Source organism: Vibrio rubrogenes (assembly GCF_059641415.1).
The window spans coordinates 221982-244440 of the sequence record NZ_JCARSY010000003.1 but is presented as its reverse complement, the minus strand read 5'-3'; the positions used below and the strand labels follow the sequence as shown (position 1 = coordinate 244440).

The window sequence follows — 22459 nt, the reverse complement described above, 5'->3', positions numbered from 1 at the left end:
TATAATATGACGTCTCAGAAGTACTCTTTGCAGAATATTCGCTTAAGACTGAACGAGTTAGACGATCAGTTACTTCAATTACTCTCAGAACGCCGCAAATTGAGTATTGAAGTTGCCAAAAGCAAGGTGGAAACCGCCAAACCCGTGCGCGATGCCGACAGAGAGCAACAATTACTGGTTAAACTGATTAATAATGGCAAAGAAAAATACCAGTTAGATGCCCCCTATATTACTAAAGTGTTTTATACCATCATTGAAGATTCTGTCTTACTACAACAAAACTATTTACAGAATTTAGCCAACCCAGTGCACAGAAAACCGACCTCCCGCGTCGCATTTCTGGGGGCAAAAGGCTCCTATTCACATTTGGCAACTCGTGAATATTTTAGTCGGAAAAATGTCGAACTGATTGAGATGAATAGCGAGCAGTTCAAAGATGTGACCAAAGCAGTTGAATCAGGACATGCAGATTACGGTGTATTACCGATCGAAAATACCAGTTCAGGCTCAATCAACGAAGTGTACGACCTGCTTCAGCGCACAACATTACACATCGTCGGTGAGTTAACCTTACCAATAGAACATTGCCTGCTGGCAACACAAGATATTTCTCTGGAAGATATTCGGGTGCTTTACTCTCATCCACAGCCACTGCAACAGTGCAGTGAGTTTTTAGGTTATATGGATCATGTCACACTCGAATCTTGCATCAGTACCGCAGATGCAATGCAGAAAGTCAAAGAGATGAACCGCCATGATGTTGTCGCGATCGGTAATGCTTCCAGCGGAAAGCTGTACGGATTACAACCAATCAAATCTAATATTGCCAATCAAACCGAGAACTATACCCGCTTCATTATTGTGGCTCGCAAGCCGGTCGAAGTTTCCTTACAGATCCCCGCCAAAACAACGCTCATTATGGCAACATCTCAAGAAGCCGGCGCTCTGGTTTCAACACTTCAAGTGTTGCAAAAGCTGGGAATTAATATGACTAAACTTGAGTCAAGACCGGTGATGGGCAATCCCTGGGAAGAAATGTTCTATGTTGACTTAGCTGCTCATTTAGCGTCTACCGAAATGCAAAAAGCCTTGGAAGAATTGACCCGATTAACGAAGTTCCTCAAAGTGCTGGGGTGCTATCCGATTGAAAATGTAAAACCGACGCAAGTGGAACAATATTGAGAAATTGGTGATTTCCACTTTGATATAGCTGACAATACGACATCGACAACATAGAATGAATTTGTACAAATGAACGCTCTCACCCAAACATAGTCTTTTGTCGTATTGTTATCTTAAATACAGGATAAAGTAGCAAATAGCGCCTACCTCATCTTTAGGATCGGCATACGTCAGGTTCGAACGCATAAATGATGGTTAAAAAACTAGTTAGAATACTGATTATTACCCTTGCTGCTTTTCCCTTAACAGCTACCGCTTCAGAACTTAATATTTATCTGTGGGAAGATACGCTATCAAAACATGTCATATCAGAATGGCGTAAATATTTTAATATCCCTTTACATTTATTCCATTTTGACAATGATGATGAACGTAGTCTGCTCATGCTGAAAAGTTTTCAGCTTCCTTTTGATATCATTGTCTTGGATAATGTTTCTGCCCAAATTTTTGCCCGTCAGGATGCTTTTGAGGATCTGTCATCACTAGAAAACCGTCAATATATCGATCCTCGTTGGAATCAAGTTTGCGGGACACACGCCATCCCTTATTTTTGGGGAGTGTTGGTATTGTCTATAGAGAAAATAAAGTACCTTCACCACCGCGAACATGGTCTGAGTTCATGAATCCACCACCTGCGGTCAAAGGACACATCGGCATGATACAAGATAGTGTCGAAACATTATTACCTTTCCTATATTCACAGCACTTATCTCCGCTAACGGATTCTTTATCTGAGTTGAAAGCCGCTTATCATACAATGGAACGTTTCAACGCCAATATTATCACTTATGAATATGCACTCAGCTACGTGAGAAGCAATAAAGATAATGATAATCTTTACATGGCATTAGGATATAGTGGCGATCAATATTCTCTCAATCGCTATTTTCATAATAACAACTGGAAGTTTATCACACCTGCCGGCCCCATATTTATTTGGGTCGACTGTATGGCAATCAATAGTAATTCAGAAAATAAAACAGCGGCCAAAGATTTTCTGAATTATCTGATGCGACCGGATGTCGCAGCTCGAAATGCTCTGGATATCGGTGCAGCGACACCCAATATGGCAGCACTCAAACAACTGCCAGCAAGCTTTATTCATGATGAGAGTGTCTTTCCATCAATCGGAGACATGAACAACATCATCATTGATGCGGAACTTTCGCCCTTTAATCTAAATATCCGATCCAAAATCATCAATAGTTTAATTAATCAGCATGAAGCTCACCCATAGAATATTATTACTCATCGCGCCCGTTATTTTATTGAGTGCAGCTGCATCAAGTTACATTATTTATGTTACGCAAAGAGATGCACTCATAAAACGAACCGATAGTTATCTACAGCTCAACATGGAGAAATTAGCAGGCTATTATCGTCAAACGAATACGCTGGTTAGTAGCTATGCCTACACATTGGCTAAAAGCGATATTATTCGCCACTATATACATCATGAACAGAATCCGTTTCGGGAACTTGAACTGGTTGATAATCTGAATGACACAATTTATGCCCTTCAACCCAAGCAACAACAGTTTATCGCATTATCGATTTTGGACAGTCAGCACAAGGTTCTTTACTATGCGGACAGAAGTCATGATCCTTTTGCACAGATGGATCCGAAACTTCTAAAATATACCGAGCAAGTTTACCAACAGACTAGAAAACCGACTTATGTTGGCTACACTGAAAATTCATCGGGAGAAGGCGTTTTAATTCGTTATGATGTTTTAGATACAAAAACACTGCAAACACCGCTGAGTTATAATCAGAATGAAATCTTTTTCGTACTGGTCTACGCAACCCTTGATCGTTTCAATCATCTGAAAAAAAGCCTAGAGTACGATAATCAAACCGCCATATTTTTCACTCATCAGCCTGCGGAAAATAAAACCTTCCCAAAAGAAGACCTGATCCAAACCGTTGAACTTCAGCCCGGCTGGTTTGCGACGCTGGATCCGGCACCATTGATTCTGAATCAACAGCTCAATGCCATCCAGAAAGAGTTAATCTTAGCGTTTAATGTCTCAGCATTCTTTACGGTTGTCCTGTTATTGCTCCTGCTGTACCGACATGTCATTAACCCAATTACCCGGTTGGATAATCAATTACAGGAAGTTGAAAACAATCAGCGGAAAAATATTGAAGTTCTGTCGAGCAATGATGAAATCGGACGCTTATCATCACGCTTTTATGTGATGTATACCGAACTGGAAAAAACCTATCAGCAAACGAAGTTATTGGCAGAAAACGACCACCTCACCAATCTGGCGAACCGGCATCATTTTCAACGTCACGCCAAAACCATTCTTTCTCATGCTCGCTCATATGTCTGGGCACTCTATATTGATTTAGACAACTTTAAGTACGTCAATGACAAGTATGGGCATCAAATCGGGGACTCACTGCTGATTAATTTTGCAAATCATATCGAAACACTGTGTCAGCACTTTAATCAGACCTATCACGTACATTGTCTGGCCTCTCGGCTTTCCGGTGATGAATTTGCCATTCTTCTTCAATCCTCTACTCAACAGCCGGATATCGCAGATAAGTTTGCGCAACAACTATTAGAACCGATACAAAACCGGACTCATTCACCAATAGGACATTTTCCGATTACTGCCAGTATCGGGATTGCGACTTTCCCGGAAGATGGTCAACATATTGAAAAACTCCTTTCCAATGCCGATACCGCAATGTATCAGGCAAAAAATGCCGGCAAAAACCAGATAGCACACTACTCAAAAGCACTCGATAAAATTGTCCAGCGCCGGGCAAACATCGAGCGAGCACTCAGAAACGGTTCTTTCGATTATGAGTTTAGTTTGGTTTATCAACCCTATTTCACCTGCTCCGAAAAAACTATCACCGGATTTGAAGTATTACTGCGCTGGGAATCCGTTCAGTTGGGCGAGATTTCTCCTGACGAATTCATTCCTATTGCAGAGCAAACCGGATTATTTGGTGACATCGACCGTTGGGTGATCCATAAGGCCTTTGAAGAGTTTGCGACGCTTCAAGACATTCAGGATGAACCGAAAAAAATCGCAATCAACCTGTCATCCGCAGAGCTGAACTCCTTGCAACTGGCAGAATATATCGAAGCACTTGCGACCACTTATCAGATTCCAGTCCATTTGGTAGAGTTTGAAATTACGGAAACATTCGCGGCTGAATCTCAGAGCTTTCCACTATTACATGAATTATCGAAACTCGGATTTGGTTTGACGATCGATGATTTTGGCTCCGGATACACGTCGATTTCTCAGCTGGTTCAATATCCAGTACAAAAAATAAAATTAGATCGCCAGTTTCTTGATACTTTAATTGTCACTCAAAAACATCAGGTGGTGAAGCCATTGATTGACCTGTGCCATTCTCAAAATATGGAAGTCACAGCTGAGGGGATCGAAACAGAATGCATGTCTCAATGGCTACAGGAATACCAGTGTGATTATTTACAGGGATATTATTTCGGTAAGCCCCTATCAATCATTGAACTGACAGCACTTGCAGAACAATCAAAAGGAACACAATGATGACCCGAATTATTGTCGCATCACTCAATCCAGTTAAAATCAAGGCTGTAGAGAATGCCTTTCAGGAAGTATTTCCGACTATTCAGGCAGAAGTGCTCGGTATCTCAGCTTCCAGTCACGTCGCCGATCAGCCCATGAGTGATTCTGAAACGCGTTTGGGTGCATTAAACCGCGTTGCCAACGCCCGAAAGCAAGTTCCGGACGCTGATTTCTATGTCGGTCTGGAGGCTGGCGTAGAAGGACAATTTACTTACGCATGGATGGTTGTCGAATCAGGACAAAAAAGAGGAGAATCACGCTCTTCAAGTCTGCCGCTTCCCCCTGAAGTGATCACGCAATTAAGTACCGAAACCGAACTCGGTAGCATTATGGACGACCTGTTTCAAACAACCAATATCAAACAGCAGGGCGGTGCTATCGGTTTACTCACCAACCACCGCCTCACTCGCGGCTCTGTTTATCATCAGGCTTTGATTCTGGCGCTTGTTCCTTTCGTCAATCCAACACTTTATCCTGATAACCTGCTCCTTGTACCAACCAAATAGAGACTGACGATCAGGGGCAACTTGCATTTAGTACATTATAATGATAATAATTATCATTATAATGTAGAGTGAGGTGACTATGCGTCGGGAAGAGATCTTATATAACGCTTTTTTCAAAGCTCAGGATCGGTTCATTCAACACAACCAGCCTCTGGGTTTTGAGCCTGAAGTTATTCAGGAATATATTCAGAGTGGTCTGTTACTCGCGTCGCTTTACCGTCCCGAGACACATCATGAAAACGGGCTACTCCATGAGTTGTTTCTCCGTCGGGTATTCTTTCATCTTCTGGACGCGATTCAAGATCCTACCTACAGTCGAATTTTTCGCCGAATCTGTCTCGATTCGATCCATATCCCACTACTCACGCTCAAACGCTTTTATCGTCAGTTCAATGGTGGCGATGTCAAACTTATGTCGTTACAGCAACAGTTAAGAAGTATTCAGACCATACTCGATTAATGAAATATAGGAGCGCACTCATGAAGCAAACATTCAGAACTGAAACCGACAGTATGGGAGAAGTGCTGGTTCCTGCGGATGCCCTTTATCAGGCACAAACACAGCGCGCTGTGAATAATTTTTCTATCAGTAAACGACCGATGCCCCGTGGATTTATTCAAGCCTTGGCTTATATCAAACAAGCTGCAGCACAAACAAATGTTCAATTAGGCTTGTTAGAAGATGACATTGCCAATGCGATTGCTCTCGCATCTCAACAAATTATTGATGGCCAGCACCTAGAACAGTTTCCGATCGATATTTTCCAAACCGGCTCCGGGACCAGTTCAAATATGAATGCCAATGAGGTCATTGCGACACTTGCTTCCCAGATTCTCGGTACCCGGATTCATCCGAATGATCATGTCAATATGGGGCAAAGCAGTAACGATGTTGTCCCGACAGCCATCCAAGTCAGTAGTACCCTATCTATCGAGCAACAACTGCTCCCTGCGTTGAATCACCTGATTGAAACCCTCAATCATAAAAGTACCGAAGTGGGGCATTTTGTCAAAACAGGGCGAACCCACCTGATGGATGCGATGCCCATTACATTTACTCAAGAACTCAGCGGCTGGGCTCATCAGATTCAACATGCAATTCAGGGAATTCAGCACAGTCTGACCTCAGTGAAAGCTTTAGGGCAAGGCGGGACAGCCGTCGGGACGGGCATCAATGCAGACCCTCGGTTTGCGACAGCCTTTGTCGAGCACTTATCTCAAAAAACCGGGATTCAGTTCGCCAGCAGTGAAAACTTCTTTTTCAACCTCAGTAGTCAAGATGCAATTGTTGCCTTATCCGGACAGTTAAAAACAACAGCGGTCGCGCTGATGAAAATTTCAAATGATCTGCGCTGGATGAATTCAGGTCCGCTCGCTGGCTTAGGAGAAATTGAACTACAAGGGCTACAACCCGGCTCTTCGATCATGCCCGGTAAGGTCAATCCGGTCATCCCGGAAGCGACGGCAATGGCTGCGGCTCAGGTTATCGGTAATGATGCAACTATTACCATTGCCGGGCAGTCAGGCAACTTCCAGCTCAACGTGATGTTACCTGTTATTACTCATAATATTTTGGAAAGCATCGAACTGCTGACCAACAGTGCTACAGCGTTAGCCGATAAAGCCATTGCTACATTTACTGTGCGTCAGGATAATCTGGATATTGCCTTAGCAAAGAATCCGATTTTAGTCACTGCGCTCAATCCCGTTATCGGATATTCAAAGGCGGCCAAAATCGCCAAACAAGCTTATCAACAACAGCGGGCAATTATTGATGTCGCAGTTGAAGAAACCGATCTGAGTAGAGAAGAATTGGAAAAACTACTCGCCCCACAAAAGCTGACTCAGGGCGGGATCGGTTAACAATACAGGGATTCGGGTTCGAGAAGCAAAAGAATCAAGCTGCTTGAGGACTGACAGTCTCTGACTGCCAACATCAATCGGCCTGATTCCCAATCGAGGGCTAACTCTTTCCAAGCAGCAGCTTAATCAAAGCTGCTTTATTATCTTCAGAACACGCTTTCAGTTCGTTCGAACCTCGGGTTATCGTTGCAACCCCCACCCCCAGCATTTGACTGATCTGCCGCTGAGACAAATCACCTTTGAGTAACTCATAAAATATATTGATTCTGGAAACCAACGCTTCCCGCTCATCTGGAGTCATCATCATCGTCAACACCATTGCCAGACGATCTTGTTCCGATGCTTCTCTCAGCAGCTCCAATAAAGACTGCCAGTCAGTAAATTTTGGTTGCTGTAACATGACTGTACTCGTTGATTGATACACTTCATCCATTGTAGTAGTTTTATCGCCCAATGGAATCAATATTTTGTCTCCACTTCAATATGCTGTAAAAAATCGCCTTCCACCCCCATCAAATAGCGGTAATAGTTTTCGAACATCAGGACATTTTGCACATAGCCTCTGGTCTCGTGGAAAGGGATCGATTCGATGAACCGATACACATCCAACTCACCATCCGAATCTTTCAACCACTGATCAACCCGGTATGGCCCGGCATTGTATGCCGCAAAAGCCAGAATCCGGTTGCCGTCATACCGGGTCAACAGTTCATGGAGATACTGACTGCCCAGCTCAATGTTTTTTTCCACATTAAACAAATCACTGGCACTGTGGTACTGCAGTCGATATTTTTTGGCAACATGTCGGGCGGTAGATGGCATAATTTGCATCAACCCCTTGGCTCCCACCGGAGAGTGCGCTTCAATATCCATCGCACTTTCCTGTCTTGCTAAAGACATCAATGAGATCGGATCAACATTGTTTTTATTACCAAAAAATTCAAACCATTTCAGGTAAGCTCTGGGAAAGCGTAGATCCAAGTTGGCCCACAGCTTGGCCTGAATTGAAGCAACCACAGCCAAATGATACCAATGGGCTGTCGCTGCATAACGCGCTAACATCGCACGTTCTTCCACCGAAACGCGCTCCAGTAACCAACGCCACTCGCTTTTAGAAGCCGCAATTTTCCCTCGCTCAATCAACTCCTCAATCCGAACCAAAGCCTTCCGATAAGGTTCAATCAAATCGGGATTGTAGCTCAGGGTACTGGTCCGATAGACAAATGGCTGTTGCAGAATCTCAGACGCAGCCACCCCATAAAAACTTCGCAATTCGGTGAGCGCCGCCAATTTGTTGATCCCTTCGGCTTCATTGCCCAACTCGATCTCGCTTCGGCCAAGCCAGAATTGCCATCCGGGCAACTGCTGCAACGATTCAGGCAAATAACCAATCCAACGATGAATATGATGCCAATCACCTCGCCTGATTTCCTGACGAATGCGCTGTTCAATTAACCGGACATCGCCACTTTCTGCAATCACCTGATCTCGCCATTCAGTGATGTCCGATGCCGGTTCCTCATCCAGCAATTGGCTGGCAACATAGAGAGACAGATGATTCAGTTCTTCAGCGCTCAGCAACGTCAGTTGGTGTTGTGCGATGAGCGAATACACGGCAATCGGCTTCGCAGCGGCCCATTTTTTCAAACCAAGAACAACCGTTTTAGAATCATCGTCACTGAATACGTTGGTATTCATCAGCGTCAATACCCGCTTCGGATCACGATAAATATTAAGCAATCGCTGCGCCTGTGCATGCGCTTGATCCGTCTTCAACTGGCGACTCAGATACTGCATCAGAGAGGAACTTCGCTGCTCAAATGCGAGAAACATACGATCAATAATCTGTCGATCAGTAAAAAACCGCGTCTTACGCCACTGAGAAAACAGAAAATCACAAGCATCAGAGACACTGTCACCACTCAGCCACAGCGATTCGGCCCCGTGATATGCTTCATTCTTTCTGCCGGTATGCCACATCGCCGTATAGTAATAACAACGATATTTTTCTTGATTGGGAATGGATTTTTGATAGGTCAGTAACACCGACCACTTTTTCTTCTGAGCCAACGCATCTAAGTAAGGCGCACTAATTCGTCCGGCAAATGGGAAATTACGATGACTATCGATGAAATTTTTGATGACCAGTGGTGGCTTATCACCGATGTTGACTAAAATGGAGCGATAATCGAGATAAGGCGTTAAAGGATAATCAAGCAGCTGGTCGCGAATACGGTGGTATTTTTTGACATCTTGTTGATCCAGCCAGAGCTGAGCACGCTCATAAAGCTGACGCTGTTGTTCCAGTGTCAAGTCGCTTTGTGCCACACTACGCTGTGCGTAGCAACTGCCGATAACAATACAAAGTATAATGGGCAGAATGCTTCTTCCCCAAGACCCGTTCATAAATGATACAATCGGCCCAACTCCCCCAAAACGATTTCTTAACATTTTAGTCATAATTTCCTCATTTATTACATGAGAGAGGCTAAATTAACAAAAAATCTCAAACAACATCAATTTGCATATTTTTTCACAAATCATCTGACTCCCCCAAAGTCTGGATGAAAAAAATGTCTGCGAGTAACAAATATCATCTGATTAGTATAAAATGGCCGTTTTGGTCTATGAGTAACAGTTAGGAACGATCGGCAATGGCTGAATACGTGTATACAATGTCTCGGGTGAGCAAAATTGTGCCCCCGAAAAGACAAATCCTGAAAGATATCTCTCTAAGCTTTTTCCCTGGCGCCAAGATCGGTGTACTGGGTCTCAATGGTGCAGGTAAATCAACGCTGCTCCGTATCATGGCTGGTATTGATACCGACATTGATGGTGAAGCGCGTCCCCAACCCGGACTGAATGTCGGTTATCTGCCACAGGAACCCGTACTGGACGAGAGTAAAACCGTCCGCGAAATTGTTGAAGAAGCTGTTTCTGATGTAACAAATGCCCTTGAGCGCCTTGATGCAGTTTATGCAGCTTACGCTGAACCGGATGCAGATTTTGATGCGCTGGCGAAAGAGCAAGGAGATCTGGAAGCCTTAATTCAGGCCAAAGATGGCCACAATCTGGAGAATATACTGGAACGTGCCGCAGATGCCCTTCGTCTGCCTGAATGGGATGCGAAAATCAGTCACCTTTCTGGTGGTGAGCGACGTCGGGTGGCGATTTGCCGTCTGCTACTGGAAAAACCAGACATGCTGCTATTAGACGAACCAACCAACCACTTGGATGCAGAATCCGTTGCATGGCTGGAGCATTTTCTGGTCGATTACAGCGGTACCGTGGTAGCCATTACCCACGACCGTTACTTCTTAGATAACGCTGCGGGCTGGATACTGGAACTTGACCGTGGTGAAGGGATTCCATGGCAAGGGAATTATACCTCTTGGCTGGAACAGAAAGACGCACGTCTGAAGCAAGAAGCCGCTCAGGAAAAAGCCCGTCAGAAAACCATCGAGAAAGAACTTGAATGGGTTCGTCAGAATCCAAAAGGTCGTCAGGCAAAATCGAAAGCCCGGATGGCTCGCTTTGAAGAATTGCAGAGTAGCGATCATCAGAAACGCAATGAAACCAATGAACTGTTTATCCCACCGGGTGACCGTTTAGGCGAAAAAGTCATTGAAGTGAAAAACCTCACGAAGTCATTCGATGGCAGAGTGTTAATTGATGATCTGTCATTCACCATGCCGAAAGGTGCAATTGTGGGCATCATCGGTCCAAATGGTGCAGGTAAATCCACCCTGTTCAAGATGCTCAGCGGGGTAGAACAGCCAGACTCCGGCACGATCGACATCGGTGATACCGTGAAGCTCGCTTCGGTTGATCAGTTCCGTGACAGTATGAACGATAAGAATACGGTCTTTCAGGAGATTTCTGAAGGTGCCGATATTATCCGGATCAATAACTTTGAGATCCCCGCCCGGGCTTACTGCTCTCGCTTTAATTTTAAAGGCGTGGATCAGCAAAAAGTTATCGGTGAGCTCTCCGGAGGAGAACGCAACCGTGTTCATCTGGCAAAACTACTCAAAGCTGGCGGCAACGTCTTACTGCTTGATGAGCCGACCAACGATCTCGATGTGGAAACACTCCGGGCGCTGGAAGAAGCGTTATTAGAGTTTCCGGGATGCGCCATGGTTATTTCGCATGACCGTTGGTTCCTTGACAGAATTGCGACACATATTCTTGATTACCGTGACGAAGGGCAAGTCAACTTCTACGAAGGTAACTATACTGAATACTCAGAATGGCTAAAACAGACACTGGGTGCTCAAGCGGCAGAACCGCATCGCATTAAATACAAACGTATTGCGAAATAGTGTTTTCTGTTGGTGTAAAAAAGGCCGCCATTGCGGCCTTTTTTATCACCGGAAAAGACTGATGACGATGCATTCTCCGCAACTGAGCGCCCCTATCCCACCGACAGAGGCAGAGATATGGCAGAAAAACGTCGATTTTCACGGATTATCTACCGGGCTCCGGCTTTACTGACCCAAGGGTCAGTCCACATTGCAACGACGGTTCAGGATCTATCACTGCATGGGATACTGCTTTCCATCATTGGTGAAACAAGGCTCGATCCGCAACAACCGGTTTACATTGAATTCCCGCTCCCTGAAAGTGATATCTCGATTCAAATGACAGCCAATATTGTCAGTTTGGAAAACAGTACATTGCACGCAAGTATTGCTTATATCGATGTCGAAAGTATTTCTCACCTGAAACGGCTGATTGAGCTGAATGTTGGCGATGACGCACTCTTACATCGAGAACTAGAACACCTGACTGATTTAGGTGATGAAGGTGAAAAGTGACGCTTGGTCCAATATAAATCGGGTTCAACGCCCAAAGCGGTGATTTATTAGAGCTGACAATGTAAAAAAGAGCGGGTGATCCGCTCTTTTCCGTTCTTTCCGTTGATACTGTACATTTACCCGCGATGAATCGCATCATTGGCATGTTTGAGTAAACTCTGACTCTCTGACATAAATTTTTGCGAGTAGTCACCAAACCATTGACTGGTTTTAGCAAAGCTCTCGATAAATCGTTCTTTATCTTGTTCATCGATGATCGTCATCGCTTCGGTAAAGCACTGATAAAAACGACGAATCATAGCGGTATTTTCTTCCGAGGAGAAGATGATATCACCATACAGGTTCGGGTCTTGGCCGAATAAGCGCCCGACCATCACGAGTTCCAGACGGTAAATCGGAGAACTAAGCTGAAGTAGCTTTTCCAAATCAGGATTTTCTTTCGATAAATGCAAGCCATACACATAAGAGGTAAAGTGTCTCAGCGCCTGAATTAATGTCATCCCATGGTCATGATCTTCTGCTCGAATCTTGCACAAACTGGCTCCCCAAATCGATAGCTGTTGAAGCAACCACTGATAACTGTCGGCATCGCGTCCATCACAATAAACAACCACCTGCTTCGCAAGGCTGGGAACATCCGGACCAAACATCGGGTGTAAGCCGACAACCGGCCCTGAATGAACCTCTAGCATGGCTTGTAATGGCTTAGACTTTATCGAGGTCAGATCGCACAAAATACAATCTTCAGGCAGATGTTTAAGCTTCGATATAACATCCAGTGTCAGATGAATCGGCACAGTCACGACAACCATTCCCGCGTCATGCAACAATTCATCGGCATGATCCCAGTCCTGACTACCAAGTACTTTTACCGTATAACCGGACAAACGGAACATCCGTGCAAACAAGCTGCCTAACTGCCCCTTCCCACCGACAATCACAATAGGACGTAGTTCCGGGTTCAAACACTTAAAGCCGGCATCTTTCTCACTGGCATAAGACTCACGCATCGTCCGGCGCAGAATATCTTCAATCAGTTGAGCAGGAACGCCCTGTTTTTCAGCTTCTTCACGACGTGCCGCCAACATAGCTGCTTCACGTTCCGGGGCATAAATCGGTAAACCGTGCTGACTTTTCACTTCACCAACTTTTTCAACCAACGCCAGACGACGAGCAAGCAATTGAATCATCTGCTGATCGACTCCATCTATCTGCTCTCGTAACGTGTTGAGCTCAACTGACATGAACAACCTCTTTAATCTTGCAAACGTTTCTCTAAGAATGGAACCAGATCCTGATGCGCACGACGCAACAAGGTTTCAGTCGCTTCCCAACTAATACATGCATCGGTAATAGAGACACCGTACTGCATTTCCTCACGAGGCAGATCAGCGGACTGGTTTCCTTCATGAATATGACTTTCGATCATCAATCCGATAATCGAGCGATTGCCCTCACGAATTTGATGGATCACATCTTCAGCAACCAGTGGTTGACGTCTGAAGTCTTTACGAGAGTTCGCATGACTACAGTCGACCATCAGTGCCGGGTCAAGTTTCGCATTGTGCATTTCTGCTTCACATTCAGCAACAGAAACTGAATCATAATTGGTTTGTTTACCGCCACGCAGAATCACATGTCCATTTGAGTTCCCTTGTGTGGTTAGCAACGCGACCTGACCTTCAGCGTTAATCCCCATGAAACGGTGACTCGATGACGCCGCTTGCATGGCGTTAATTGCCGTAGATAAACTGCCATCTGTACCATTTTTAAACCCAATCGGCATCGAAAGACCACTGGCCATTTCCCGGTGAGTCTGCGATTCAGTCGTTCTGGCACCGATAGCAGCCCAACTAAATGTATCAGAGAGATATTGAGGGCTAATCGGGTCAAGCGCTTCTGTCGCAAGCGGGATTTCCATTTCTGCCAGTTCAACCAATAATTGTCGGCCGACATGCAACCCATGCTCAATATCAAATGTACCATCCAGATGCGGGTCATTGATCAACCCTTTCCAACCGACGGTTGTCCGCGGCTTTTCAAAATATACCCGCATCACTAAATACAGCTGATCACTCACAGCTTCAGCTAACGCTTTAAAACGTTTAGCATACTCTTTAGCCGCATCTAAATCATGAATCGAACAAGGACCACAGACAACCAGTAAACGGTGATCCCGTTTATGAATAATGTCAGCAATCGTCTGACGAGACTGATGAATGAATTGCTGTGCATTCTCACTCAGAGGCAGCTTCGCTTTCAGTGCTTCCGGCGTAATCAAAACCTGTTGGTCAATTATATTAATATCATTGAGTTCATTCATTGTTGCCACCTGTACAAAAAATTTTACACTTCATTCTCTATTAACGAGAATTAAATCACACATGCGGCTTAAATTACCAGCAAAAACAGCTTACGTGAATGTAAAATAATAGAAACATTTATTGTAAACTTTATTTTACACATCTATTTCATCATCATTCCATCACAATTCACTGATAGGTTAGTATTTTATTGCACTGCCTTCCCCTAGAATAAGCAAACAGTTTACAAGATGTTTTGTATGACCATGGATGTGATTCTTTCCCTGCTGCAACAAATGTGCGTTTACCTTGTCCTTGCTTATATGCTCAGTAAAACGCCTCTGTTCCTGCCACTCCTGAACATTTCTTCCCGTTTAGAGCACAGATTATCAATTTATGTGCTTTTCTCGCTGTTTTGCATTCTGGGCACTTATTTTGGCTTACAGATCGATGATGCTATCGCAAATACCCGAGCGATTGGTGCCGTTATGGGTGGACTATTCGGAGGGCCGATTGTCGGTTTTGCGGTTGGTCTAACCGGTGGGCTTCATCGTTACACACTCGGTGGGTTTACCGATTTAGCCTGTGCGATTTCAACCACCACCGAAGGCCTTATCGGAGGATTACTGCATACTTATCTGATGAGAAGATACCAACGGGAACGTTTGTTTCAACCGGGGGTGGTCTTCGGGATCACGCTGTTTGCTGAAGTGATTCAAATGTTGATTATCTTATCGGTTGCCAAACCGTATGACCAAGCTTTTTCACTGGTCAGTACCATTGCCGCCCCGATGATTATTGCCAACTCCGTCGGAGCAGCGCTGTTTATGAGCATTCTCAAAGATAAAAAATCGATTTATGAGGAATACTCTGCAACCTTTTCCCGCAAAGCGTTACGTATCGCAGAACGTTCCGTCGGGTTACTATCCGATGAATTTACGGCAAAAACCGCAGGACCGGTCGCCCGTATCGTCTATGAGGAAACCAATGTCGGTGCCGTATCCATTACCGATCGGGAAAAAATCCTCGCTTTCATTGGTGTCGGTGATAATCATCATCATCCCAATACCCCCATATCATCGCCCAAAACACTGGAGTCGATTGAAAAAAATGAAATTATCTATCTCGACGGATACGAGCGCCCTTATCAATGCTCTCTGTCACCGGACTGTAAATTAGGCTCCGCGCTGATCATTCCGCTACGTGTCGATGATCGCGTCATCGGGACTATCAAACTGTATGAACAGAAGCGCAAATTGTTCTCGTCAATTAATATGTCAATGGCTGGCGGCATTGCGCAGCTATTATCGAGTCAAATCCTTCACGGTGAATATCAACAGAAGAAAACATTATTGTCTCAGGCAGAGATCAAACTCCTTCATGCGCAAGTGAATCCGCATTTTCTCTTTAATGCTTTAAATACGATCAGTGCAATCATTCGCACTGATCCCCGCCAGGCTCGTGAACTGATCCAACATCTGGCCCATTTTTTTCGCAGTAATTTAAAACAGAATATCGAAACAATTACCCTTGCAGAGGAACTTGCCCATGTGAATGCCTACTTGATGATTGAACGAGCCCGCTTTTGTGATCGCCTCGATATTGAAATTCAGATCGATCCCTCTCTGATGGAGCGACGCTTGCCTACATTTACTCTCCAGCCTTTAGTGGAAAATGCTATCAAGCACGGCACCTCCAATTTACTCGGCCAGGGTAAAATTCGTATTTATAACCAGCCAACAGCGCATGGACACCTGATTGTTGTTGAAGATAATGCCGGGCTTTACCGTTCTTCACCCAATCAAACGCACGGGCTTGGCATGCAAATCGTCGAAAAACGTCTGATCAATTACTTTGGTCATTCATCGCAACTGCAAACCGACATCCAACCGGATGTCTCAACCAAAATGCAGTTTTTACTCCCAAACCTAACCTGACATATCTTTGAGAGAATATCTGAATGCAAGTACTGATTATTGATGATGAAATACATGCCAGAGAAGAACTGATCCAACTGCTTGGAGAAGATGAGACGTTGAAGATCGTCGGTCAGGCAGGCAATGCTATTGACGGCTTGAAACAAATTAATCAGCTCAAACCGGATGTCGTTTTTCTTGATATTCAAATGCCGCAACTCACTGGTATCGATCTACTGGCGATGTTAGATCAAGAAACCATGCCGAGAATTGTTTTTGTCACAGCCTATGATCAATACGCAATTCAAGCCTTCGAAGATAACGCGTTTGATTATCTGCTCAAACCTATTGATGACAAGCGGTTACACAAAACCCTGCAACGGTTAAAGCGAGACATACAACGCCAGGATATGACCCCCATTATTCCCAAGTCACTGGAACAGATCCCTTGCACCGGACTCAACCGGATTGTGATTATCCCAATACAGGCCGTTGAATTTGTCAGTAGTGATCTGGCTGGCGTTCATGTCCAAACCAGTGACAAAAAAGCCACCAGCCAACTCACATTGAAACATCTGGAAGAAAAAACCCCGCTGCTACGCTGTCACCGTCAGTATTTGATTCATCCGAAAAACATTCAGGAGATCAAACTACTCGAGCATGGTCTGGCTGAGGTACTGACCATTTCGGGATATACCGTGCCGGTCAGTCGGCGCTATCTGAAAAACTTAAAAGAAACTCTCGGAATCAGTTAGACAACATACGGGTTACTCCTCCGTCAGTGGTCTGAGCGCTGCCACAGCCTGTTTCCACTGAGGGGTTGCTTTCAGTTCTGCCGGATTAAACGCGCGCTGTTTTTGCAGAGATTCAGCACCGGATACAGCCATGATCGGTAAATGATCCAACACTCGGACTGATGCATCCCGATCATTACACAGTAATAACATATCGCATCCTGCCGCCAAGGCCTGATGGGAGCGGGCAACCGCATCACCCATGATCGAGGCACCTTCCATCGCCAAATCATCTGAAAAAATAATGCCATTAAAACCGAGTTTGTGCCGTAAAACCTGCTTCAGCCAGAATGCCGAACCGCTCGCAGGCTGTTGATCATAATGAGAATAAATCACATGAGCCGGCATAATCGCATCCAGTAAATCAGCCTGAATATGCTGCCGGAACACCTGCATATCCGTGTCGAAAATATCTTCACGATGATCGTACGGTGTTTCTTTATGTGAATCTTCTACCACTCCCCCGTGTCCCGGAAAGTGTTTTCCCGTTGTCGCCATCCCGGCAGATTTCATCCCCTGTATATAGGCCCGACTCATCGAGATGACTGTCTCACACTCTTCGCCAAAAGCACGGTTACCGATAGCACGACAGGAAAATCCCGTATCGAGAACCGGGGCAAAACTTAAATCAATATCATGCGCAATCAGTTCACTGGCCATTAACCAACCACCCAGTTGTGCTAAGCGTTCACTCTCAGGGAAACGGATATAGCTTGCGGCAGCCGGCAACCGGGTGAACCCGTCCTGAAACCGTTGAACACGACCACCTTCCTGATCGACACCTATCAGAATTGGTTGTCTCGCATATTGCCGAATTGACTGAGTTAAAGCCCGTAATTGCCTTGAATCGAAATAGTTTCTGGCGAATAAAATTACGCCACCGACTGTCGGATGCGCCAACATCTCTTTTTCTTCCGCACTCAGCTCACATCCTTCAACATCTAGCCACAGCGGCCCCATATCTGTCTCCCGAATTCTCATGATTGATTTCAGCCGATTATATACACAACAACGCCCCGATGCAGTTCTATTCGTAAGACAGATATCTCTGCTCTGCAAGTGGTTAACTCGCTGAGGAGCGGATAAAAAAGAACAATAAGCAAAGATTTGCCAGCACAGTGGTGCTGCGACAAAAATCAATTACAATGCAGAGATGTCCACCAGCAGGGAGCGATAATGGCTCAGAAAGAATTGTATATTGGCGTGATGTCCGGCACGAGTCTGGACGGTGTTGATGTTGCTCTGATTGAGATCGATGACCACAATATTCAGTTGCTCTCATCCGCGATGTACCCCATGCCTGAATCAATAAAACAGAACATTCTGGATATCTGTACCGGTCAGCCGACGCATCTTCCGGCAATTGGCAGGCTCGATCATCGTCTTGGGCATTTGTTTGCTGATGCCGTCAATGCACTGTTGGCACAAAGCGGCTACCGGGCGGAGAATATCCGAGCAATCGGATGTCATGGACAGACGGTCTATCACCATCCGGCAGGGGACACGCCCTTTACAATGCAACTCGGCGATGCTCATATTATCGCAACGAAAACGGGTATTGATACCGTGGCGGACTTTCGTCGTAAAGACATGGCGTTGGGGGGGCAAGGTGCCCCACTCGTGCCTGCTTTTCACCGGGAAGTATTTCCGCATGATGATGCGACTCTGGTCGTACTTAATATTGGTGGCATTGCCAATATTTCAGTGATCAGACCGGAACAGCCGCTTTTGGGATATGATACCGGCCCGGGAAATATCCTGATGGATGCCTGGTGCCAATATCATACACAAGAAAAATACGATCAGGATGCACAGATGGCCTGCAGCGGGCACATTGATGCACCGTTGCTGGAACTGATGAAGCGGGATAACTATTTTTCAGCACACGCCCCCAAAAGTACTGGCAGAGAATACTTCAATCTCGATTGGGTTCAGTCGAAAATCAGATTACTGAACCGTCACATCGCTCCCGAAAATGTGCAAAGAACCCTGTGTCGGCTGACCGCAGAAACCATTGCCGATCAAAGCTGTTTATATGCCAGCGGCCTTCAGCCCCGACTGTTTGTTTGTGGTGGTGGCGCCAACAATCCATTATTGATGCAGGAGTTGCAAACCCTGTTGAAAGGCTGGCAGGTCAGTAGCACATCGGAGCAAGGCGTTGACAACGATTATATGGAAGCGATGGCATTTGCCTGGCTGGCCCATCAGCGCATACACGAACTCCCGAGCAACGTTCCTGAAGTCACCGGCGCGACGAAAGCCGTGTCACTGGGCGTCATTTACACAACCCGATAAAATCAGAAGAGTAAAAGCTTATGACGAATGATGCTTTATTATCTGCACTGTCTCAGTTGGTTTCTGAAGGACGGAATCCGGAAACTATGGATATCGATTTGTTGTCCACAGAAGCCATTCTTGAACGGCTCAACCAACAGGATAAGACCGTGCCTTTTGCGGTAGAAAAAGTCATTCCTCAAATCGCAACTGCGGTCGATGCCATTACCACGGCATTTAAAAATAAAGGGCGGTTGATTTATATCGGTGCCGGTACCAGTGGCCGTCTGGGGGTGCTGGACGCCTCAGAATGTCCCCCCACTTTCAGTGTGTCAGATCAGATGGTGATCGGTTTGATCGCCGGGGGAAAAGAAGCGATGTTTAAAGCACAGGAAGGTAGTGAGGACTCACCGAGCGCGGCAAGCGATGATCTCCAAAACATTAAGCTGGATCGGCAGGATGTTGTAGTCGGTATTGCAGCCAGTGGCCGAACCCCCTATGTGATTGGCGGGCTGGAATATGCCAACCAAATCGGTGCCACGACCGTAGCCGTCTCCTGTAATCCGGACTCCAAAATCGCAGCCATTGCACAGATTGCCATCTCACCGCTGGTGGGTCCGGAAGCATTAACCGGTTCAACCCGACTGAAATCCGGTACGGCACAAAAGCTGATACTGAATATGCTGACAACCGCGAGCATGATCCGCTTAGGCAAAAGCTATCAGAACCTGATGGTTGATGTGCAGGCGACCAATAAAAAGCTGGAAGCCCGGGCCGTTAGGATCGTGATGCAAGCTACGGACTGTGAAAAAACACGGGCGGAACAGTTACTGGCGCAGAGCCAGAATAATGCCAAAGTCGCGATTCTGATGGCGCTGACCGATATGAGTTATCAAGAGGCACTCGATAAACTCTCACAATCGGAAGGTTTTTTACGCAAGGCAATCCAGCCATCCTCTTAAAGAACCAGCATGTTTACTCGTTTGGCCTGTTGTTGTTGCAATACCATGTCGCTGAGAGACAGACACTACAGCTCATCGCTCAGTGACTGGTATATTGATCCCAACCTCGTTGCCACTCCATACGGAACTGATTTCCCGCTGGCGTTCCGGCACAAACCCCATCATAGTATTGACCGGACAAGCCGATTTGATAAGCAAAATCTGGATTACAATACTGGGTAACGCCATCATCATATCCCTCATCATAATCAGCCAGTTGGACAGCCCCCAGCTTATTAAGCGCTTGATAGGAACGCTGTTGATGTCCTGCAATCCCATCACGATAACCGATTTGATACCAATCCCCTTGTGTGGCAAGTGATTGCTCCGACGCAGAACACCCTAACAACAGCAAAGAAATTACCATTCCAGCGAGCCAATTAGGAAAATTTATCACGACATCAACACCTTGTTTTAAACTTATGTAACTTCAACCATATACGCTTTCGACACAAAACACCAAACAGCGATGTTTTTTCCTCACAGCACATCATTATTAAACAGAAATATATTCATTGACCATCCTATCGATAATTAAAATGAAAACCACTTCCTGCAGACAGAAGACCACTTAATTCTTCATAGAACCACTTAGCTGACTTTCTCATGCATAACGCCGCTGGTCAGACTAGTCTATTGATAGAACATCTCTGTCCGCAAACAGAAGGAAAATAATATGTTGTGGTTCTTCGTCTCCCTGATCGCTTTAATCGGCGGTTACTTTATTTACGGTACCATTGTTGAAAAAATATTTGGTATTAATGAGAAACGCCAGACTCCGGCCTACAGTCAGAGGGATGGGGTTGATTATGTCCCGATATCAACACCAAAAGTCTACCTTGTTCAGTTACTGAACATTGCCGGTGTCGGCCCTATCTTCGGGCCAATTATGGGGGCGCTATACGGCCCGGCGGCACTATTATGGATTGTCGTTGGCTGTATTTTTGCCGGTGCCGTACATGATTATTTCTCCGGGATGCTCTCCGTCAGAAATGGGGGCTCCTCAGTACCGAACATCAGCGGCAAATACCTTGGCAACGGCGCGAAACATTTCATGAATGCCTTTGCGATTATTCTCTTACTGCTCGTTGGGGTTGTGTTTGTTTCTGCACCTGCAGGTATGATTACCAACTTGGTGAATGAACAGCTTTCACTGCATATGGGAACAGGTCTGATGGTCATCGTCATTTTTGCTTACTACATTTTGGCCACGATCGTTCCAGTCGATAAAATTATCGGACGTCTATATCCATTATTCGGAGCACTGCTCATTTTCATGTCTGTCGGTCTGATCACCGCACTCATACTCTCCGACAAACATACCATCATGGGTGGCTTTGCCATTCAGGATCTGTTCAGTAACCTCAATCCAAACGACATGCCGCTGTGGCCGGCACTCTTCATCACTATTGCTTGTGGCGCAATCTCAGGGTTTCATGCCACGCAATCCCCTTTGATGGCGCGCTGTATGGAAAATGAAAGAAATGGTCGTTTCGTATTCTTTGGTGCCATGATTGGCGAAGGGGTGATTGCTTTAATCTGGTGTACGATTGCCTTGTCTTACTTCGGTTCACTGGACGGTCTTTCTGGAGCCATCGCTCAAGGTGGTCCGGGTAATGTGGTCTACAGCGCTTCATTCGGGCTACTGGGCGTATTCGGTGGCATTCTGGCTTTCCTTGGTGTCGTCATTCTGCCAATCACTTCCGGTGATACAGCTTTCCGCTCCAGTCGTCTAATCCTAGCGGAGTATTTTAATATTGAGCAGAAAACCCTGCGCAGCCGATTACTCATGGCGATGCCACTCTTTGTTGTCGGTGGAATTCTGACTCAGGTTGATTTCGGTATTATCTGGCGTTACTTTGGTTTTGCGAACCAAACCACCGCAGTTGTGATGCTTTGGACCGCTTCTGCTTACCTTCTGCGCCACCAAAAATTCCACTGGATCACCACCGTCCCGGCACTGTTTATGACGACGGTTTGTGTCAGCTTTATTCTCAATAGCAGTACCCTTGGGTTTGGCTTACCGATGCAAATTTCAACAATTCTCGGCTTCCTCGTTTCTATCGCGATGCTTGCCTACGTGCTCAAGGTGACAAAAGGCCATGATAATGCAGCACTTTCAAATGCGAAAAAAGTATCGGATGAGCAGACCAAAACCGCTTAACCTCACATTGTTGATGAACAGTGCTTGATGTAAAAAGGGCTCCCTTAGGGAGCCC

The 22459-nt window shown here is 45.5% G+C and carries 18 protein-coding genes and 1 pseudogene; 13 read left to right on the top strand and 6 right to left on the bottom strand.

Annotation, left to right across the window (positions count from 1 at the left end):
* Nucleotides 1-6: 6 nt before the first annotated feature.
* The 6 genes and pseudogenes from pheA to AC55NX_RS04435 all read left to right on the top strand — a co-directional run bounded on the left by pheA (nt 7) and on the right by AC55NX_RS04435 (nt 7135).
* Complete coding sequence (gene pheA / locus AC55NX_RS04460; RefSeq protein WP_496994634.1) at nt 7-1182, top strand: prephenate dehydratase; 1176 nt, start codon at nt 7-9, stop codon at nt 1180-1182.
* Between the two features lie 191 nt (nt 1183-1373).
* A pseudogene (locus AC55NX_RS04455) lies at nt 1374-2419 on the top strand (polyamine ABC transporter substrate-binding protein).
* Entirely contained in the window at nt 2403-4727 is a 2325-nt protein-coding gene (locus AC55NX_RS04450; RefSeq protein ID WP_496994633.1) for a putative bifunctional diguanylate cyclase/phosphodiesterase, read from the top strand. Before AC55NX_RS04455 ends, AC55NX_RS04450 begins: the two are co-directional and overlap by 17 nt.
* Entirely contained in the window at nt 4727-5272 is a 546-nt protein-coding gene (gene yjjX, locus AC55NX_RS04445; protein ID WP_496994655.1) for an inosine/xanthosine triphosphatase, read from the top strand. Before AC55NX_RS04450 ends, yjjX begins: the two co-directional genes overlap by 1 nt.
* Nucleotides 5273-5351: 79 nt before the next feature.
* Nucleotides 5352-5732, top strand: a complete 381-nt coding sequence (locus AC55NX_RS04440) for a hypothetical protein (protein ID WP_496994632.1) — start codon at nt 5352-5354, stop codon at nt 5730-5732.
* Nucleotides 5733-5752: 20 nt separating this feature from the next.
* Complete coding sequence (locus AC55NX_RS04435) at nt 5753-7135, top strand: class II fumarate hydratase (protein ID WP_496994631.1); 1383 nt, start codon at nt 5753-5755, stop codon at nt 7133-7135.
* A 100-nt stretch (nt 7136-7235) separates the two neighbouring features.
* Here the strand turns inward: AC55NX_RS04435 and trpR are convergent, their stop codons facing one another.
* On the bottom strand, nt 7236-7535 hold the full coding sequence (trpR, locus tag AC55NX_RS04430) for a trp operon repressor (protein WP_496994630.1): 300 nt from the start codon (nt 7533-7535) through the stop codon (nt 7236-7238).
* A gap of 59 nt (nt 7536-7594) precedes the next feature.
* Nucleotides 7595-9541, bottom strand: a complete 1947-nt coding sequence (locus tag AC55NX_RS04425; RefSeq protein ID WP_496994654.1) for a transglycosylase SLT domain-containing protein — start codon at nt 9539-9541, stop codon at nt 7595-7597.
* 248 nt (nt 9542-9789) lie between these two features.
* Between AC55NX_RS04425 and ettA the strand changes: the two genes are divergently transcribed.
* Entirely contained in the window at nt 9790-11457 is a 1668-nt protein-coding gene (ettA, locus tag AC55NX_RS04420; RefSeq protein WP_496994629.1) for an energy-dependent translational throttle protein EttA, read from the top strand.
* Nucleotides 11458-11574: 117 nt separating this feature from the next.
* Nucleotides 11575-11952, top strand: a complete 378-nt coding sequence (locus AC55NX_RS04415; protein WP_496994628.1) for a PilZ domain-containing protein — start codon at nt 11575-11577, stop codon at nt 11950-11952.
* Nucleotides 11953-12068: 116 nt separating this feature from the next.
* On the opposite strand, the gene tyrA is transcribed toward AC55NX_RS04415, so the two are convergent.
* Together tyrA and AC55NX_RS04405 are read right to left on the bottom strand one after the other, a co-directional pair.
* Nucleotides 12069-13196, bottom strand: coding sequence for a bifunctional chorismate mutase/prephenate dehydrogenase (gene tyrA, locus AC55NX_RS04410; protein ID WP_496994627.1), 1128 nt, complete (start codon nt 13194-13196; stop codon nt 12069-12071).
* Between the two features lie 11 nt (nt 13197-13207).
* On the bottom strand, nt 13208-14275 hold the full coding sequence (locus AC55NX_RS04405) for a 3-deoxy-7-phosphoheptulonate synthase (protein ID WP_496994626.1): 1068 nt from the start codon (nt 14273-14275) through the stop codon (nt 13208-13210).
* Nucleotides 14276-14521: 246 nt separating this feature from the next.
* Here AC55NX_RS04405 and AC55NX_RS04400 point away from each other — a divergent pair, with 246 nt between their 5' ends.
* Both AC55NX_RS04400 and btsR read left to right on the top strand, forming a co-directional pair.
* Complete coding sequence (locus AC55NX_RS04400) at nt 14522-16192, top strand: LytS/YhcK type 5TM receptor domain-containing protein (protein ID WP_496994653.1); 1671 nt, start codon at nt 14522-14524, stop codon at nt 16190-16192.
* A gap of 23 nt (nt 16193-16215) precedes the next feature.
* Nucleotides 16216-16926, top strand: a complete 711-nt coding sequence (gene btsR, locus AC55NX_RS04395; RefSeq protein ID WP_059120026.1) for a two-component system response regulator BtsR — start codon at nt 16216-16218, stop codon at nt 16924-16926.
* A gap of 12 nt (nt 16927-16938) precedes the next feature.
* Here btsR and nagZ read toward each other — a convergent pair whose 3' ends face one another.
* Nucleotides 16939-17925 carry a beta-N-acetylhexosaminidase gene (nagZ, locus tag AC55NX_RS04390; protein WP_496994652.1) on the bottom strand — a complete coding sequence of 329 codons (987 nt, stop codon included), beginning with the start codon at nt 17923-17925 and terminating at the stop codon, nt 16939-16941.
* A gap of 216 nt (nt 17926-18141) precedes the next feature.
* Here nagZ and AC55NX_RS04385 point away from each other — a divergent pair, with 216 nt between their 5' ends.
* Together AC55NX_RS04385 and murQ are read left to right on the top strand one after the other, a co-directional pair.
* A complete protein-coding gene (locus AC55NX_RS04385) occupies nt 18142-19260 on the top strand; it encodes an anhydro-N-acetylmuramic acid kinase (RefSeq protein ID WP_496994625.1) in 1119 nt (372 codons plus the stop codon).
* Nucleotides 19261-19280: 20 nt separating this feature from the next.
* Nucleotides 19281-20201, top strand: a complete 921-nt coding sequence (murQ, locus tag AC55NX_RS04380) for an N-acetylmuramic acid 6-phosphate etherase (protein WP_496994624.1) — start codon at nt 19281-19283, stop codon at nt 20199-20201.
* A gap of 79 nt (nt 20202-20280) precedes the next feature.
* On the opposite strand, the gene AC55NX_RS04375 is transcribed toward murQ, so the two are convergent.
* A complete protein-coding gene (locus AC55NX_RS04375; RefSeq protein WP_496994623.1) occupies nt 20281-20607 on the bottom strand; it encodes a DUF2799 domain-containing protein in 327 nt (108 codons plus the stop codon).
* Between the two features lie 309 nt (nt 20608-20916).
* On the opposite strand from AC55NX_RS04375, the gene AC55NX_RS04370 reads away from it, so the two are divergent.
* A complete protein-coding gene (locus tag AC55NX_RS04370; RefSeq protein WP_496994622.1) occupies nt 20917-22404 on the top strand; it encodes a carbon starvation CstA family protein in 1488 nt (495 codons plus the stop codon).
* Nucleotides 22405-22459 lie beyond the last annotated feature (55 nt).